Source organism: Kitasatospora sp. NPDC088783 (assembly GCF_044750705.1).
GTDB lineage: Bacteria > Actinomycetota > Actinomycetes > Streptomycetales > Streptomycetaceae > Kitasatospora > Kitasatospora fiedleri.
The window spans coordinates 121104-138606 of the sequence record NZ_JBIVKJ010000008.1 but is presented as its reverse complement, the minus strand read 5'-3'; the positions used below and the strand labels follow the sequence as shown (position 1 = coordinate 138606).

The 17503-nt window shown below is 75.6% G+C and carries 12 protein-coding genes; 10 read left to right on the top strand and 2 right to left on the bottom strand.

Translation table 11 applies throughout. The annotated features are described in order from the left end of the window. Positions 1-19 precede the first annotated feature (19 nt). From ACIP60_RS22780 to ACIP60_RS22765, 4 genes are all read left to right on the top strand, one after another. Entirely contained in the window at positions 20-1780 is a 1761-nt protein-coding gene (locus ACIP60_RS22780; RefSeq protein ID WP_400687223.1) for a GMC oxidoreductase, read from the top strand. 64 nt (positions 1781-1844) lie between these two features. Continuing rightward, on the top strand, positions 1845-3446 hold the full coding sequence (locus ACIP60_RS22775) for a hypothetical protein (protein ID WP_400687221.1): 1602 nt from the start codon (positions 1845-1847) through the stop codon (positions 3444-3446). A gap of 806 nt (positions 3447-4252) precedes the next feature. Next, positions 4253-5839 carry a glutamine-hydrolyzing GMP synthase gene (gene guaA, locus ACIP60_RS22770; RefSeq protein WP_400687219.1) on the top strand — a complete coding sequence of 529 codons (1587 nt, stop codon included), beginning with the start codon at positions 4253-4255 and terminating at the stop codon, positions 5837-5839. Between the two features lie 140 nt (positions 5840-5979). Next, on the top strand, positions 5980-6969 hold the full coding sequence (locus ACIP60_RS22765) for a Rieske 2Fe-2S domain-containing protein (protein WP_400687217.1): 990 nt from the start codon (positions 5980-5982) through the stop codon (positions 6967-6969). Position 6970: 1 nt separating this feature from the next. Here ACIP60_RS22765 and ACIP60_RS22760 read toward each other — a convergent pair whose 3' ends face one another. Both ACIP60_RS22760 and ACIP60_RS22755 read right to left on the bottom strand, forming a co-directional pair. Beyond that, entirely contained in the window at positions 6971-7198 is a 228-nt protein-coding gene (locus tag ACIP60_RS22760) for a hypothetical protein (RefSeq protein ID WP_400687215.1), read from the bottom strand. Further along, on the bottom strand, positions 7198-8745 hold the full coding sequence (locus tag ACIP60_RS22755; protein WP_400687213.1) for a PspC domain-containing protein: 1548 nt from the start codon (positions 8743-8745) through the stop codon (positions 7198-7200). Before ACIP60_RS22755 ends, ACIP60_RS22760 begins: the two co-directional genes overlap by 1 nt. 134 nt (positions 8746-8879) lie before the next feature. Between ACIP60_RS22755 and ACIP60_RS22750 the strand changes: the two genes are divergently transcribed. From ACIP60_RS22750 to ACIP60_RS22725, 6 genes are all read left to right on the top strand, one after another. Continuing rightward, a complete protein-coding gene (locus tag ACIP60_RS22750) occupies positions 8880-10277 on the top strand; it encodes a PspC domain-containing protein (RefSeq protein ID WP_400687211.1) in 1398 nt (465 codons plus the stop codon). Continuing rightward, positions 10270-10950 carry a response regulator transcription factor gene (locus tag ACIP60_RS22745; protein WP_100837877.1) on the top strand — a complete coding sequence of 227 codons (681 nt, stop codon included), beginning with the start codon at positions 10270-10272 and terminating at the stop codon, positions 10948-10950. Before ACIP60_RS22750 ends, ACIP60_RS22745 begins: the two co-directional genes overlap by 8 nt. Before the next feature lie 190 nt (positions 10951-11140). After that, positions 11141-12724, top strand: a complete 1584-nt coding sequence (locus ACIP60_RS22740) for a glycosyltransferase family 39 protein (RefSeq protein ID WP_400687209.1) — start codon at positions 11141-11143, stop codon at positions 12722-12724. A 137-nt stretch (positions 12725-12861) separates the two neighbouring features. Then, positions 12862-14079, top strand: a complete 1218-nt coding sequence (locus ACIP60_RS22735) for a hypothetical protein (protein WP_400687207.1) — start codon at positions 12862-12864, stop codon at positions 14077-14079. A 165-nt stretch (positions 14080-14244) separates the two neighbouring features. Next, positions 14245-16869, top strand: a complete 2625-nt coding sequence (pcrA, locus tag ACIP60_RS22730; RefSeq protein ID WP_400687205.1) for a DNA helicase PcrA — start codon at positions 14245-14247, stop codon at positions 16867-16869. 167 nt (positions 16870-17036) lie between these two features. Next, a complete protein-coding gene (locus tag ACIP60_RS22725; RefSeq protein WP_100837881.1) occupies positions 17037-17441 on the top strand; it encodes a cobalamin B12-binding domain-containing protein in 405 nt (134 codons plus the stop codon). The last annotated feature ends 62 nt before the right edge of the window (positions 17442-17503 follow it).

Genomic DNA, 17503 nt, shown 5'->3' with positions numbered 1-17503 from the left:
ATCCGAGGAGGAGGCAGCAGTGTCCTACGACTACGACGTCGTGGTGGTCGGTTCGGGCTTCGGCGGTTCGGTCGCGGCACTGCGGCTGACCGAGAAGGGCTACAAGGTCGCCGTCCTGGAGGCCGGGCGCAGGTTCCGCCGCGAGGAACTGCCCAGCACCTCCTGGAACCTGCGCGACTACCTGTGGGCACCCGCCCTCGGCCGCTACGGCATCCAGCGCATCCACCTGCTGCGCAACGTGCTGATCCTGGCCGGGGCGGGCGTCGGCGGCGGCTCGCTGAACTACGCCAACACCCTGTACGTCCCGCCGAAGGCGTTCTTCGAGGACCGGCAGTGGCGGCACATCACCGACTGGCAGGCCGAGCTCGCCCCGTTCTACGACCAGGCGCAGCGGATGCTCGGCGTCCGGCTCAACCCGACGATGACCCCCTCCGACGTGCACCTGAAGGCCGCCGCCGAGGCGATGGGCTGCGGCGACACCTTCCACCTGGCGCCCGTCGGGGTGTTCTTCGGCGACGGGCAGGACGGCACCGGCGAGGCCGAGGCCGCCCCCGGCGGCGAGGTCGACGACCCGTACTTCGGCGGCGCCGGGCCCAGGCGCAGGGCGTGCACCGAGTGCGGGGAGTGCATGACCGGCTGCCGGCACGGCGCCAAGAACACCCTCACCGAGAACTACCTGTACCTGGCCGAACGGGCCGGCGCCGAGATCCTGCCGATGACCACCGTCCGGCGGCTGCGCCCGCACGGCGAGGGCTACGCGGTCGACGTGCTGCCCACCGACGCCCGCACCCGGCGGGCCCGGAAGGCCGGGGCGCGCACCGTCACCGCCGAGCGGGTCGTGGTCGCGGCCGGCACCTACGGCACCCAGACCCTGCTGCACCGGATGCGCGAGGGCGGCCTGCTGCCCCGGATCTCCGCCCGGCTCGGCCACCTCACCCGCACCAACTCCGAGGCCCTGGTGGGCGCGCAGACCTCCACCCGGCGCTACGGGGAGCGCCCCGACTTCACCCGCGGCGTGGCCATCACCTCCTCGGTGCACCCCGACGCCAACACCCACATCGAGCCGGTCCGCTACGGGCGGGGCTCCAACGCGATGGGCGCGCTCTCCGTCCAGCAGGTCAGCGGCGCCGGGCGCGGGCCGCGCTGGCTGCGCTACCTGGGCGCCGCCGCCCGGCACCCGTGGATCTTCGCCCAGTCGATGAACCAGCACCGCTGGTCGGAGAAGACCATCATCGGCCTGGTCATGCAGTCCCTGGACAACTCGCTGACGGTCTCCCTGAAGAACGGCAGACTGACCTCCCGCCAGGGCCACGGCGCCCCCAACCCGAGCTGGATCCCGGCCGCCGAGGAGGGCGCCCGGGCGCTGGCCGCCTCCATCAACGGCTTCCCCGGCTCCACCGCCGGCGAGATCTTCGACATCCCGCTGACCGCGCACTTCCTCGGCGGCTGCCCGATCGGCGACAGCGCCGACACCGGCGTCGTCGACCCCTACCACCGGCTGTACGGGCACCCCGGGATCAGCGTGGTCGACGGCTCCGCGGTCTCCGCCAACCTGGGCGTCAACCCCTCGCTGACCATCACCGCGCAGGCCGAGCGCGCCATGTCGATGTGGCCCAACCGCGGCGAGGCCGACCCGCGCCCCGAGCCGGGCGCCGCCTACCGCCCCGTCCCGCCGGTCGAACCGCGCCGACCCGCCGTCCCGGCCGGGGCGTTCGGCGCGCTGCGCCTGCCGCTGCTGCCCGTCCCGAAGGTGCCCGCCCGGGCCCCGGAAGGAGATTGACATCCCTTTACCCACGGTGGGATAAACGGGCCCTCGACGTACGAACCGCCCGGGGGGACCCACCATGCCCATCTGCCTGTCCTGCGGCGCGGCCTCGGTCGGCGCCGCGGCGACCTGCGCCAACTGCGGGGGGCAGCTCGCCGCGCCCGCGATCGGCGAGGTCGTCGAGGACACCGGCACCGGCCCGGCCGGCCCCTCCCCGTGGGGCGCCGGCCGGGTGCACCACGGCCGGGACCTGCCGCTGCCCTCCCGCGGCTGGCTCACCGCCGGCCGGGTGCTGCTCGCGCCGACCGGGCTGCTGGTGCTGGCCGCCGTGATCGGCGCGGGCAGCGGGGACGGCGACGGCTCGCCGCTGTTCGAGAGCTCCTGGTCGGCCGAGGGCTTCCAGGCCTGGCTGGCCCTGGTCCTCACCGCGTTCGGCGCGCCGGTGCGGCTGGTCATGAGCGCCACCGGCCCGCGGGCCGACGGCCCGGCGTCCAGCCTGTCCAGCTCCAGCCACCTGGTGATGTACCTGGTCACGCTGGGGTGGCTGCTGGCGCTCTGGCTCGGCCTGCGGGTCTCCGCCCGGGCCCGCCGCCGGGACGGCGCCGCCGAGCCGACCGGGCCCGCCGCCGGGCTCCAGGCGCTGCGCACCGGCGTGCTGTCCGCGCTCGTCGCGCTGCTGCTGGGCTGGCTGGCCGGGTACGGCACGGACGCCGCCGCCACCCCGTCGCTGCGGATCGAGACCGGGCCGGAGCTGCTGCCGCTCACCGCCTCCGCGGGCCTGGCCGCGGCCGTCCTGGTGCTGGCCGTGGACGGCGCGGCGGCGCTGCGGGCCGAGGCCGCCCGGCGCGGCTGGCTGGGCAGCCTGCTGCTCGCCTGGCAGCACGCCTTCCGGGTGCTGGGCGGCCTGCTGGCGCTGCTCACCGCGGTCGCCCTGGTGGCGCAGCTGGTCTCCGACGACGTGTTCCCGGACAGCGCCTCGCTGGGGCTGGTCACCAACAACGGCCTGCTGCTGTTCGGCGTCGGCGGCGGCGCGACCCTGCTGACGGCCGACTCCTCCGGGCTCGGCCACCGGACGACGTCGCTGTTCGACCCGGACGGCCACGGCGGCGGCTGGTGGTTCGCGGTGCTCCTGCCGCTGGCCGCCGCGCTGGCGCTCGGCTGGTCCGCGCACCGGGGCCGGCTGGCCCAGCGCGACCGGGCCGTGCTGGCGGGCCTGTACGCGGTGCTCACCGGCGCGCTGCTGCTCGGCACCTCGATCTGGAGCACCCTGGGCGGGAAGCGCGACGAGGTCGCCGGGATCGTCCTCGACAGCCGGGACACCCTCGGCTGGTCGCTGCCCTCGGTGCTGGTCTCCGCCCTCGCCTGGGGCGCGGTCGGCGCGCTGCTGGTGCCCGCGGTGCTCGACGCGGTGCGCCGCACCCCCGCGCCGCTCGTCCCGGCCCCGCCGCACCCGGCGGCCGGGCCGGCCGTGCCGCCGGTGCCCGCCGGGCCGCCGGTACTCCCGGTGCTGCCCGCGCAGGCGGGTGCCGACCGGTTCGGCGCGGTGCCGCACGGGTCGGTCGAGCTGGTGTCCGACGAGCTGCCGGCCCCCGCCGCGCCGGCCCCCGCACCCACCGCCGCCGGGTCCGATCCGCACGCCGACCCGCACGCCGCGTACCGGCGCCCGGACACCGCCCGCTGAGACCGAGACCGAGGCCGAGACCGAGGCCGACGCCGGGCCCGAGGCCAAGGCCGGGCCCGGGTCCGGCTCCGGACAGGCCAAAGGGCCCCGCGGGGGAACGGGGCCCTTTGTCGCAGCACTCGGCGTCAGGGCCGCGCCGGTGCTGGGTCGACGGCGCCGGGGGAGGAGCGCCGTCTCGGAAGGATGGTCACGGACACGCGCCGGGGCCGGATGGGCCTCACGGAGCGTGAGAGGGGAGCCGTCCGGGGGACGGGCTCTCCACGGCCGGGGGTGTACGGTGAGCCCCCGCCTCCCAGCAATCGTCGTGGACGAGTGCCTTGCCGTGCAACCGATTCGACGTAACTGGCGGGGTGGACGGAACAGGACACGGCGCACGGCGGCGCCGGGCCCGACCGCCCGGAGTGATCACTGTGCGTGAGGAGCGCTTGCGGGGCGTACCGGGGCGTACGCCGGGGCGGGCGGCTGACTGAGGTGTGGCGGTCGGCACCGGTACCGGCCGCCACACCCCGGGTCCGCCCGGTCGCGGACGGGTTCGCTGTCCCCTGCTGACCCGACCGCGGCACCGGGGCGCGGTCCCACGGCGGGCCCGTGCCCGCCACGCGCACCCGGTGGACCGGAGATGATCCACGCGTGGTTCCGCCGCACGGTGCCGCCCGCACCTGGAGGGCGCCGACGTCTCGTGCGGTCTCCCGGTGCAACGATTCGCCCGCCCGCCCGGTCACGGGCGGGCGGGCGGGCAGTCGGGTGAAAGCGTCCCGGTAGACTCGGTGGTGACACCCCCTTGTACCGCCGCCGGAAGGCCGTCTGTGTCCGCTGATTCCCCCGTCCAGTCCGCACCCGAGAACGACACCGTCCTGGTCGTCGACTTCGGTGCCCAGTACGCCCAGCTCATCGCCCGTCGGGTGCGTGAGGCGCGGGTCTACAGCGAGATCGTGCCGAGCACCATGCCGGTCGCCGAGATGCTCGCCAGGAACCCGAAGGCGATCATCCTCTCCGGCGGTCCGTCGTCGGTCTACGAGGAGGGCGCCCCGCAGCTCGACCGCGCGCTCTTCGAGGCCGGGGTGCCGGTCTTCGGCATGTGCTACGGCTTCCAGCTGATGGCCAAGACGCTCGGCGGCACCGTCGACAACAGCGGCGCCCGCGAGTACGGCCGCACCCCGCTGACCGTCTCCCGCCCCGGCTCCACGCTGTTCGAGGGCACCCCCGCGCAGCAGTCGGTGTGGATGTCGCACGGCGACGCCTGCTCGGCCGCGCCCGAGGGCTTCACCGTCACCGCCTCCACCGACGTGGTGCCGGTCGCCGCCTTCGAGAACGACGACCTCAAGCTGTACGGCGTGCAGTACCACCCCGAGGTGATGCACTCCGAGCACGGCCAGCAGGTGCTGGAGCACTTCCTGTACCGCGGCGCGGGCATCGCCCCGAACTGGACCACCACCAACGTGGTCGAGGAGCAGGTCGCGCTGATCCGCGAGCAGGTCGGCGACAAGCGCGCCATCTGCGGCCTGTCCGGCGGCGTGGACTCCGCGGTCGCCGCCGCCCTGGTGCAGCGCGCCATCGGCGACCGGCTGACCTGCGTGTACGTCGACCACGGCCTGATGCGCAAGGGCGAGACCGAGCAGGTCGAGAAGGACTTCGTCGCGGCCACCGGCGTCAAGCTGGTCGTGGTCGACGCCGAGGAGCGCTTCCTGACCGCGCTGGCGGGCGTCTCCGACCCCGAGCAGAAGCGCAAGATCATCGGCCGCGAGTTCATCCGGGTCTTCGAGCAGGCCCAGGCCGACATCATCGCCGACGAGGGCCCGGCCGTGGAGTTCCTGGTCCAGGGCACCCTGTACCCGGACGTGGTGGAGTCCGGCGGCGGTACCGGCACCGCCAACATCAAGTCCCACCACAACGTCGGCGGCCTCCCCGAGGACCTCGAGTTCCAGCTCGTCGAGCCGCTGCGCAAGCTGTTCAAGGACGAGGTCCGGATGGTCGGCCAGGAGCTCGGCCTGCCCGCCGAGATCGTCCAGCGCCAGCCGTTCCCCGGCCCCGGCCTGGGCATCCGGATCGTCGGCGAGGTCACCCGGGAGCGCCTGGACCTGCTCCGCGACGCCGACGCCATCGCCCGCGAGGAGCTCACCCTGGCCGGCCTGGACGCCGCGATCTGGCAGTGCCCGGTCGTCCTGCTGGCCGACGTCCGCTCGGTCGGCGTCCAGGGCGACGGCCGCACCTACGGCCACCCGATCGTGCTGCGCCCGGTCTCCTCCGAGGACGCCATGACCGCGGACTGGTCCCGCCTGCCCTACGAGGTGCTGGCGAAGATCTCCACCCGGATCACCAACGAGGTCAAGGACGTGAACCGGGTCGTCCTGGACGTCACCTCCAAGCCGCCGGGCACCATCGAGTGGGAGTGATCCCACCGGCAACCGTGTGACCGCGCCGCCGCTCCCCGCGCCAGGGGAGTGGCGGCGCGGCCGTGTGCGGGGGGCAGCGGGCACAATCGGACCCGACACCTGTCGGCGGGCGGCGGGCGGCGAGCGAGAGGGCGGCGGCGATGGCGACCGGGACGGGCGGCACGGCGGGCACCAGGATCACCGAGTGGAAGGCGCGGGGCTCGCGCTTCGCGCTGCTGCCGCTGCGGCTGTTCCTGGGGGTGACCTTCGTCTACGCGGCCTTCGACAAGCTCTCCGACGCGCACTACCTGGCCGGCGCCGGCGACCCGGCCTCCTTCTACGCCCAGACCCGGGCGGCCGAGGGGAGCAGCCCGATCGGCTGGGCGCTGGGCCCCGCACTGCACGCGCCGACCCTGTTCGGCCTGCTGATCGCCTTCGGCGAGCTGGCCGTCGGCCTGGGCACCCTGTTCGGCCTGTGGGGCCGGGTCGCCGCGCTCGGCGGCGCGCTGCTGTCCGCCACGCTCTGGCTGACCGTCAGCTTCCACACCACCCCCTACTACCTGGGCAACGACCTGGCCTACCTGCTGGCCTGGACGCCGCTGCTGCTGGCCGGCACCCCCCACCTGTCGGTCGACGGCTACCTGGCCGACCGGGCCGCCCGCGACCGGGCCCGCGGCCTCGCCGAGGACGCGGTGCGCCGCCGCGCCCTGCTGGACGGCGGCATCGCGGCCGTCGCGCTCGGCGGCGCCGGGCTGCTCTCCGGCTCGCTCACCGCCGGCTTCGGCCGGGACGAGACCCCCGCCGCGGCGAGCGCCGGCGCCACCAGCCCCGTCCCGCAGGCCGGGCCCGCGGTGCCCGCCGCGCAGGTCCCGGTCGGCGGCTCCGCCACCGTCAAGGACCCGGCCAGCGGCGACGCCGTCTACGTCGTCCAGCCCGCCGCCGGGCGGTACGCCGGCCTGTCCTCGGTGTGCACCCACTCCGGCTGCACGGTCAACCCGCCCAAGGACGGCAAGCTGTACTGCCCCTGCCACGGCTCCACCTTCGACGCCGCCACCGGCGCGGTGATCACCGGCCCGGCCGTGAAGCCGCTGCCCGGGTACACCGTCACCAGGAACGGCGACCAGCTGGAGCTGGGCCCGCAGCAGTCCTGACCTACTCCAGGGTGCGGTCGTCGTCGCGGGCGCCGCCCCGGCCGTGCCGGGAGGCGGCCACCAGGGCGCCGGCCAGGCCGCCCGCGCCGAGCACGATGCACGCCAGCGGCAGCACGAAGCGGCCGTTCACCTCGCGCCCGTTCAGCGAGGCCACCAGGTAGAGCACCGCCAGCGCGGTGAACAGCCCGCCCGCGACCAGCGCGTACAGGTCGAACCGGTGCTTCCTCATCACCGCACCACCTCGATGTCGCCGGCGCCCACCGTCACCGTCAGCTCCAGTGCCCCCCTGGACGGCTGTCCCTCCGGGACCTCGATCACCACGTCCTCGTGGGTGAACGGGCCGTCGAAGCTCTGCCCGTCCGGCAGCCGGACGTCGCCCACGCCGTCGCGCAGCTTCAGCCGCAGCTCCACCCCGGCGGGCACGGTCACCCGGGCGCTGCCCGCGCCGACCCGCAGCTCGGTGGCGAGGGTGCCGCCCCGGGGGTCGAGCGCCGACAGGTCGAGCCGGGCGTGGCCGGCCCCCAGCGTGTAGCGCGCGGGCAGGTCGGCCGCGGTGGCCGTCCAGGCGCGGTCGCCGGTGGAGTCCGCGACCGTCGCCGAGGTGCCGGCCGCCAGGACCAGGCCCGCGGTCAGCAGCAGCGACAGGAAGGTCAGCCCGCGGGTGCGCCCCCAGCGGGCGCTGAGCAGCATGGCCAGGCCCAGCGGCAGCAGCGCCACCGCCAGCACCGTCGACCAGCGGTGCGCGCCGTGGTCGTCGGCCGCCACCGCCCAGGACGCGCCGACCGCCACCAGCACCGCCGACGCCCCCAGCACCGGGGTGCCGCGCTCGGCCCGGCGGCGGGCCCGCCACTCGTGGTGCGCCCGGTGCCGCTCCCTCGCCTGCCGGTGCGCCTCGTGGCGCCGGCCGGCCCGCTCCTCGAAGTCGGCCGTCCGGCGGTCCGTCCGGTCCCGGTGCGCGTCCTCGCGCGGCTCCTTGCGCAGCGGGTCGCCCTCCGGCAGGTCGGTGCGCTGCCACCACGGCCGGGCGGGCGTCCCGTACGGCGGGGTGGCCCCGCCGTACGGGTCGCGCTCCGGGTGCCGCGGGTCCCACAGGTAGCCGGACGGGCCGACCGGCGGGGTGTCCCCGTACTCCGCGCCGCCGCCCGCCCCGTGGTGCTCCGCGTGCCGGGCCCGGAGCCGCTCCTGGAGCTCCGCGCCGCGGACCTTCCACTCGGCCCGCAGGTCCCGGCCGACCGACTCGCTCCAGGTCTTCCAGTCGGCGAACGGGCCGGAGTCCTCCAGCCGGTCCCGCGGGCCGGTGCTCCCGGCCGGGGCCGGGCCGTCGCCGCCGCCCTCGAAGCGCCGCCGCCGCTCCGGGTCGTAGCGCAGCGCCAGGAAGACCAGCGCGGCGAGCAGCAGCAGCGGGAAGAGCTGACCGCCGTCGCCCATCGAGGAGAAGAACACCCCGGTGCCGATCACCGTCACCAGCACCGCGCCCACCGACTGGCCGTCGACCCGGCCGGTCAGCACCCGCTGCAGCTCGGTGCGGCCGCCCTCGCCGTCCGCGGCCTCCCGCGGCACCACCAGCCAGGCCAGGCCGTACAGGAACAGCCCGAGCCCGCCGGTCAGGCCGAGCACCGCGATCACCACCCGGAACACCACCGGGTCGATGTCCAGGTAGCGGCCGAGGCCGCCGCACACCCCCGCCACCACCCGGTGCCGGGAGGAGCGGGTGAGTGCCGGCCGGCCCTCGGCGGGGGCGGCCGGCGGTTCCTCCGGGATCTGGTCGTCCGTCATGTCCCCATCCTCCCGGGCCGCCGGGCCCCGCCCAACCGTCCGGGGCCCGGGGCCGACCCTGAACTGTCCCTGAGGGCCGCCTAGGGGCCGGACCCTGATGCGCCGCCGCACCGGCACCTGCCACCATCGGTGCCGTGGCCGTACCCGAGACCAGAAGCCCCGAGCCCGCGCCGACCGATCCGCCGGCCGGCCCGCCGCCCTACCGGCGGCTGTACCGCAGCCCGCACGGCCGGATCCTCGGCGGCGTCTGCCAGGGCCTGGCGGTCCACCTCGGCGTGCCCGTCACCTGGGTGCGGCTGGCGTTCATCGTGCTGTTCTTCTCCGAGGGCATCGGCGCCCTGCTGTACGCCGCGTTCTGGGTGGTGGTGCCGCTGGGCATCAACCAGGCCGCCCCCGGCGCCGACCGCCCGGCCCGCCGCCCCGGCGACGGCGCCCCCGGCCGCCTGGGCCGGCTGCGCGAACTGCTGGAGCGCACCTTCCACGGCGACGACCTGCACGGCACGGACGCCGCCGCGGACGCCGCGGACGCCACCGCACCCGCGGTCGGGGGCCGCGGCCGGGCCGGCAGCCTGGGCCAGCTGTTCGCGCTGGTCGCCCTGGTGATCGGCGTGATGGCGCTGCTGTCCGCGCTCGGCGTCCAGACCGCCAAGCCGTACGTGTGGCCGCTGCTCGCGGTCGGCATCGGCGTCGCCCTGGTGTGGCGGCAGGCCGACGACTCGCGCTGGCAGAGCTGGTTCGGCCTGGAGCCGGGCAGCCGCAAGGGCGCCTACCTGCGGGTGCTGGCCGGGGTGCTGCTGGTGGTGGCCGGCATCATCGGCTACTTCGTCACCCAGGGCGTGGACTCGCCGGTCGCCCTGGTCGTCGAGTCCTCGCTGGCCGTGGTGGCCGGGGTGCTGGTGCTCGGCGGCCCGTCCATGCTGCGGATGTGGCAGGACCTCGGCGCCGAGCGCACCGCCCGCATCCGGGCCCAGGAGCGGGCCGAGATCGCCGCGCACGTCCACGACTCGGTGCTGCACACCCTGACCCTGATCCAGCGCCGGGCCGAGGACCCCAAGGAGGTGCTGCGGCTGGCCCGCGCCCAGGAACGCGAACTGCGCCTGTGGCTGTACCGCCCGGAGGCCGCCGCCGAGGCCGCCCCCGACACCCTGGCCGAGCACCTGCGCGAGATCGTCGCCGAGGTCGAGGACCGGCACGGCGTCCCCCTGGAGCTGGTCTGCGTCGGCGACTGCCCGATGGACGAGCGGGTCGCCTCGCAGATGCAGGCCGCCAGGGAAGCCATGGTGAACGCCGCCAAGTACGGTGGCGGTGGACCGGTCCAGGTCTACGCGGAGGTGGAGGGGAGGACGGTGTCGGTGTTCGTCCGCGACCACGGCCCCGGCTTCGACCCCGACGACCTCCCCGAGGACCGCATGGGCGTACGCGAATCGATCATCGGCCGGATGCGGCGCAACGGGGGCACCGCGCGGGTGCGGCCCGCGCCGGACGGCGGGACCGAGGTCGAGCTGGAGATGGAGAGGGCGGCAGATGACTGACGCAGCGTCAGGGGCGGCGGCGGCCGGGAGGCGGGCCCGGGTGGTCCTGGTCGACGACCACCGGATGTTCCGCACCGGGGTGCGCGCCGAGATCGGGCGCACCGACGAGACCGGCATCGACGTGGTCGGCGAGGCCGACGACGTGGAGTCCGCGGTCCGGGTGGTCGCCGAGACCCGGCCCGACGTGGTGCTGCTGGACGTCCACCTGCCCGGCGGCGGCGGCGTCGAGGTGCTGCGCCGCTCGGCCGGCGTCGAGGGGGTGCGCTTCCTCGCGCTGTCCGTCTCGGACGCCGCCGAGGACGTGATCGGGGTGATCCGCGGCGGCGCCCGCGGCTACGTGACCAAGACCATCACCGGCACCGACCTGGTCAACGCGGTCTTCCGGATCGCCGACGGCGACGCGGTGTTCTCGCCCCGGCTGGCCGGCTTCGTGCTCGACGCGTTCGCCGCCACCGACACCCCGCCGGTCGACGAGGACCTCGACCGGCTCACCCAGCGCGAGCGCGAGGTGCTGCGGCTGATCGCCCGCGGCTACGCGTACAAGGAGATCGCCAAGCAGCTGTTCATCTCGGTCAAGACGGTGGAGAGCCACGTCTCCGCGGTGCTGCGCAAGCTCCAGCTCTCCAACCGGCACGAACTGACCCGCTGGGCCACGGCGCGCCGCCTGGTCTGACCCCGCCCGGGCGGCCCGCCCCCGCGGCCGGGCCGCCCGTCGGAGCGGTGGTGCCGCCGTGCCCGGACAGGTGACGATGTGTTTGGATAGGGCCCGTGCCGACCCTCCGCTCGTGTCGCCCCCGGGTGCGACGACCGCGTCCCGTCACCCCCCCGGCCCGCCCGGCCGGTCACCGCCCCGGACGCGCCGCATGAGCGTCGGCGCGGTCCCCGGCCCCGCGTCCGGCCCGGACACCGTCGAGGCCCCGCAGGCCCCGCCGCGGCCCGCCCGGTGGAACGCCCGGTGGGGCACCGGGCGGAGCGCACCGGCCTGGACCCGCCGCCTGCTGTGGGTGTGGCCCGCCGTGCTGACCCTGGCGGCCTGCCTGTACGGGGCCGGCGGCCCGCTGCTCTGGGACGACGAGCTGGCCACCTGGAACGCGGCGAGCCGCTCGCCGCACGAGATCTTCCACCTGCTGGACCACCTGGACGCCGTGATCGGCGCCTACTACCTGCTGATCCACTTCTGGACCGAGCTGGTCGGGCACTCGGTCGTCGCGCTCCGGACGCCCTCCGCGCTGGCGATGGCCGGCGCCGCCGCCTTCGTCACCCTGATCGGCCGCAAGCTCTTCACGCCCGCCGCCGGACTGGTCGCGGGCACCCTGTTCGCGCTGGTCCCGTCGGTGTCCCGGTACGGGCAGGAGGTCCGCGGCTACGCCTTCGTGGTGTTCTTCGCCGCGCTGGCCACCCTGCTGCTGCTGCGCGCCCTGGACCGGCCCTCCGCCCTGCGCTGGGTGCCGTACGCGCTCGCGCTGGCCGGCGCCGGGCTGTTCCACATCATCGCGCTGGTCCTGATCGTCCCGCACGCCCTGGTCGCGGCCGGACGCTGCTGGACCGGGCGGGCGCGCGGCGTGCTGGTCGGCTTCCCGCTCGCCGCGCTCGGCGCCGTGCTGCCGCTGCTCCCGCTGATCGCCCTCGGCCGGCACCAGGTGGACCGGCAGCTCAGCTGGCTGGCCAAGCCCACCATCCCGTACGTCGCCCAGACCATGTGGCGCAGCCTGTACGGCTCGGCCTGGGTCAGCCTGCTGGTGCTGGCCTGCGCGGCCCTGCCGCTGGCCTGGCCGCGCGGCCGCCGCCCTGCGGCGGAGATCGGCCTGGTCGCGGCGCTGCCGATCCCGCTGCTCTGGTTCGCCTCGCAGGGGCACACCTCGTACTTCCTCGACCGCTACCTGCTCTTCACGCTGCCCGCCTGGGCCGTGCTGGCCGGCGCCGGCCTGGCCGCGCTGCGCCCCCGGGTGCTCGTCGCGGCCGGCCTGGCCGCCGTCCTGGTGCTCGGCGCGCACGACCAGCGGGTGGTGCGCCAGCGGTACTCGCACACCGGCTGGGACGCCGCGGCCGCCGCGAAGGTCATCGCCGACGGCTACCGGCCCGGCGACGCCGTCGCGCCGCAGCGCTACGGGAACGCGGTCTTCACGGCCGTGCCCGTCGCGCTGGAGCTCTACCTGCCGGAGCGGGTCCGGCTCGACGACGTCTTCGTGGCGAAGAGCGCGGTCGAACTGGGCGAGCTCTACCCGCAGCTGTGCGGCGACCCGGCGGCCTGCCTCGGGGACGTCCGGCGGGTCTGGGTGGTCACCGTGGTCGACGACCGCGAACTCGCCCCCGACGGCACCCCCGTCGTGCACGACGACCCGTTCGAGGGCTTCGACCCCGGCCAGGCCGAGGCGCTGCGGGCCGCCTTCTCGAAGAGCACCGTCACCCACCGGCACGGCGTGCTGGTCACCCTGATGGAGCGCTGACCCCGCCGCCCGCCGCCCGCCGGGGCCCCGCCCCGGCGAGCCTGCGCGGCCCGCCGCACCCCGCTGCATAGCGTGGGCGCCGTGCCAGCCGCCCCCCGAGTCCGCGCCCGTCCGGCGCCCGCCGGAGGGGACGGGCCGTGGCCCGCGTCCTGACCCGGGCCGCCCCCGACGCGCCCGTCCGGGCCCGGCCGCGCCGGTCGGCCCCCCGGCCCGCCGTCCGGACCGCCCTGCTCGGCTACCTCGCCGTCCGGGCGGTCGGCGCGCTGCTGCTGGTCCACCAGGGCGGGGCCGCCGGGGCCGCGCACCGGCTGAGCGGCATGTGGGACGCCCGCTGGTACCGGCAGATCGCCCTGCACGGCTACGCGGGCACCGCGCCCGTCCACGGCCCGCACGGCCTCTACGAGCCGTACGCGTTCTTCCCCGCCTACCCGCTGCTGGTGCGGGCCGCCGCGCTGCTGCTGCCGCTCGGCGCGGCGGCCCTCGCGGTGGCCTGGGCGGCGTCGCTGGCCGCGGCCTGGGGGATCTTCGCGGTCGCCGCCCGGCTGTCCGGGGACCGGGCCGGGGTGGTCGCCGCCGTGCTGTGGGGCGTCCTGCCGTCCGCGGTGGTGGAGGGCGCCGCGTACTCGGAGGCGCTGTTCACCGCCTTCGCCGCCTGGGCCGTGCACGCGGCGCTGCGCCGCCGCTGGGTGGCGGCCGGGCTGCTGTGCGCCGCCGCCGGGCTGACCCGCCCCACCGGGCTGGCGCTCGCCCTGGCGGTCGCCGCCGCCGCGCTGCTGGAGCTGGCGCCGCGCCGGGCCGGTCCGGGCGGGCCGGGGGCGGGCCCGCCCGGGGCGGCGCCGGTCCGCCGGGTCGATCCGCGGGCGCTGGCCGGGGCGCTGCTGGCGCCGCTGGGCTGCGCGGGCTTCATCGCCTGGGTCGGGTGGCGCAAGGGCCGCTGGGACGGCTACTTCCGGGTCCAGGACGCCTGGCAGACCCGGTTCGACTTCGGCCGCTCCACCCTGGTCTCGCTCCGCCGCCTGCTGGCCGCCCCCGAGCCGGTCTGGCTGGCCGACGTGGTCGCCGCGGGCACCCTGCTGGCGGCCGTGGTGCTGCTGGTGCTCTCGGCGCTGCGCCGCCAGCCGCCGGTGCTGCTGCTGTACAGCGCGGCGGTGCTGGCCCTGGCGCTCGGCGACGCCGCCTACTTCGCCTCCCGGGCGCGCTTCCTGCTGCCCGCCTTCGGGCTGCTGCTCCCGCTCGCCGCCGCGCTGGCCCGCACCCGCGGCCGGGCGGTGCCGGCCGTGCTGCTCGGCGCGGCGGCGCTGGTCTCCGCGGCGTACGGGGGCTACGCGGTCTTCGTCTACCCGGACGCCCCGTAGCGCGCCCGTAGCGCGCCCGTAGCGCCCCCGTGGCGCCCCCGGTCGCTTCCGCGGTGCCCCGTGGTGTGCCGGGCGGCTCCAACCCGCCGCGCCGGTGCGGGTGTTCGGGCCCGCGCGGCGGGAGCGGGCGGGGATGTCGGCGGCGGGCCATAGACTCGAAGGGCCATGAGTAGCCTCTTCGATGACCTCCCGCTCCCCGGCTTCGAGCGTCCCGCCGTCGGGTCGAGCCCCCGCCCCGCAGCCCAGCAGTGGTCGGAGGAGGAGGCCCCGCCGCCCGCCGACGAACCGTACGACGACGTCCCGTACGACCCCGGGTACGGCGAGGGCGGCTTCCCCGAGGAGGACATCCCGGACGGGCTGTTCGCCACCGACCACGCCGCCGAGACCGAGCGCGACGCCTGGCACCGCAACGGCGCCGCCCGCACCGTCGTCGACCCGGCGCAGCTGCTGGAGGGCATGAACGACCCGCAGCGCGAGGCCGTGCTGCACGCCGGCTCGCCGCTGCTGATCGTGGCCGGCGCCGGCTCCGGCAAGACCCGGGTGCTCACCCACCGGATCGCCCACCTGCTGGCCGCGCGCGGCGTGCAGCCCGGCGAGATCCTGGCGATCACCTTCACCAACAAGGCCGCCGGCGAGATGCGCGAGCGGGTCGAGGCGCTGGTCGGCCCGCGCGCCAAGGCGATGTGGGTCTCCACCTTCCACAGCGCGTGCGTGCGCATCCTGCGCCGCGAGGCCAAGCAGCTGGGCATGAACTCCAGCTTCTCGATCTACGACTCGGCGGACTCCCAGCGCCTGATGTCCCTGGTCTGCCGGGACCTCGACCTCGACCCCAAGCAGTTCCCGCCGAAGTCCTTCACCGCCAAGGTCAGCAACCTCAAGAACGAGCTGATCGACGAGGAGACGTACGCCGACCAGGCGGCCAACCCGATGGAGAAGAAGCTCGCCGAGGCGTACTTCCTCTACCAGCGGCGGCTGCGCGAGGCCAACGCCCTCGACTTCGACGACATCATCATGACCACCGTGCACCTGCTCCAGGCGTTCCCCGACGTCGCCGAGCACTACCGGCGCCGGTTCCGGCACATCCTGGTCGACGAGTACCAGGACACCAACCACGCCCAGTACACGCTGGTGCGCGAGCTCTCCGGCGGCTCCGCCACCCACGCCCCCCGGATGACCGCGGACGGCGACTTCGTCAACCCGGCCGAGGCCCACCTCGCCCAGGTCCCGCCCGCCGAGCTGTGCGTCGTCGGCGACGCCGACCAGTCGATCTACGCCTTCCGCGGCGCGACCATCCGCAACATCCTCCAGTTCGAGGAGGACTACCCGAACGCGACGACGATCCTGCTGGAGCAGAACTACCGCTCCACCCAGACCATCCTCACCGCCGCCAACTCGGTCATCGAACGGAACACCAACCGCCGCAAGAAGAACCTCTGGACGGCCGGCGACCAGGGCGAGCAGGTCGTCGGCTACGTCGCCGACGACGAGCACGGCGAGGCCCAGTTCATCGCCGAGGAGATCGACCGCCTCACCGACGCCGGCGACGCCCGCCCCGGCGACGTGGCGATCTTCTACCGCACCAACGCCCAGTCCCGGGTCTTCGAGGAGGTGTTCATCCGGGTCGGCCTGCCCTACAAGGTGGTCGGCGGCGTGCGCTTCTACGAGCGCAAGGAGGTCAAGGACGTCCTGGCCTACCTGCGGGTGCTCTCCAACCCCGAGGACACCGTCCCGCTGCGCCGCATCCTGAACGTCCCCAAGCGCGGCATCGGCGAGCGCGCCGAGGCGATGATCGACGCGCTCGCCTCCCGGGAGCGGATCTCCTTCGCCGCCGCGCTGCGCCGGGTCGACGAGGCGTACGGCATGGCGGCGCGCTCCGCCAACGCGGTGAAGAAGTTCAACGAGCTGCTGGCCGGCCTGCGCCAGGTGGTCGAGTCCGGGGCCGGGCCGGCCGCCGTGCTGGAGGCCGTCCTGGAGGAGACCGGGTACCTCGCCGAACTCCAGTCCTCCACCGACCCGCAGGACGAGACCCGGGTGGAGAACCTCCAGGAGCTCGCCGCGGTCGCCCTCGAGTACGAGAAGGACCCGGGGGAGCGCCCCGAGGGCGACGAGGGGCCGCCGGTCGGCTCGCTCGCCGACTTCCTGGAGCGGGTCGCGCTGGTCGCCGACTCCGACCAGATCCCGGACGAGGAGGACGGCGCGGGCGTCATCACGATGATGACCCTGCACACCGCCAAGGGCCTGGAGTTCCCCGTCGTCTTCCTCACCGGCATGGAGGACGGGATCTTCCCGCACATGCGGGCCCTCAACCAGGTCAAGGAGCTGGAGGAGGAGCGCCGCCTCGCCTACGTCGGCCTCACCCGGGCCCGGCAGCGGCTCTACCTGACCCGGTCGGTGCTGCGCAGCGCCTGGGGGCAGCCCTCCTACAACCCGGCCTCGCGCTTCCTGGAGGAGATCCCGGAGAAGCTGATCCAGTGGAAGCGCACCGGCGCGGCCGCGGTGCCGCCCTCGCGCGGCTACTCCACGGGCTCCTCGGGCGCGGGCTCCTCGCGGGGTTCCGGCTCCTCGGCCGCCGCCTCGCCGAAGGCCGGCTGGGGCAGGTCCGCCCGGACGGTCACCGACCGGGAGGTGGTGGCGCTCGCCGTCGGCGACCGGGTCAGCCACGACAGCTTCGGCCTGGGCACCGTCGTCGCCACCCAGGGCGTCGGCGACAAGGCCCGCGCCACGGTCGACTTCGGCTCCGCCGGGCGCAAGGAACTGCTCCTGCGCTACGCCCCCGTCGAGAAGCTCTGAGCGGGGTCGGCCCCGCACGCTGTGATTTTGCCCTCCTCTCGGCAGGCAGGGAAGGACGGCGGCCCCGCCGGGCCGCTACCCTCCCCTCAGAATCTGTTAGAAGTGGTTAACACCGAGCCCGCGACCAGGCCGGCCGGGTGGTGGACAACGTGGTCCAGGAGGCAGTCATGGTGGTGTCGGGGCCGATCCGAGTCGTGGTGGCCAAGCCCGGGCTCGACGGGCACGACCGGGGAGCCAAGGTCATCGCGCGGGCCCTGCGCGACGCCGGCATGGAGGTCATCTACACCGGCCTCCACCAGACCCCCGAGCAGATCGTCGACACGGCGATCCAGGAGGACGCGGACGGCATCGGCCTGTCCATCCTCTCCGGCGCGCACATGACCCTCTGCGCCAAGGTGATCGCCCTGCTCAAGGAGCGCGACGCCGCCGACATCAAGGTCTTCTGCGGCGGGATCATCCCCGACGCGGACATCACCGAGCTCAAGGCGCTCGGCGTCGCCGACATCTTCACCCCGGGCACCCCCACCCAGGACGTGGTCAGCTGGGTGGAGTCCAACCTGCGCTCCGCGTAGCCGGAGCGGGCACACCGGGGGCCGGGAGCGGTACGCGCTCCCGGCCTCCGGTGCGTCGCCGC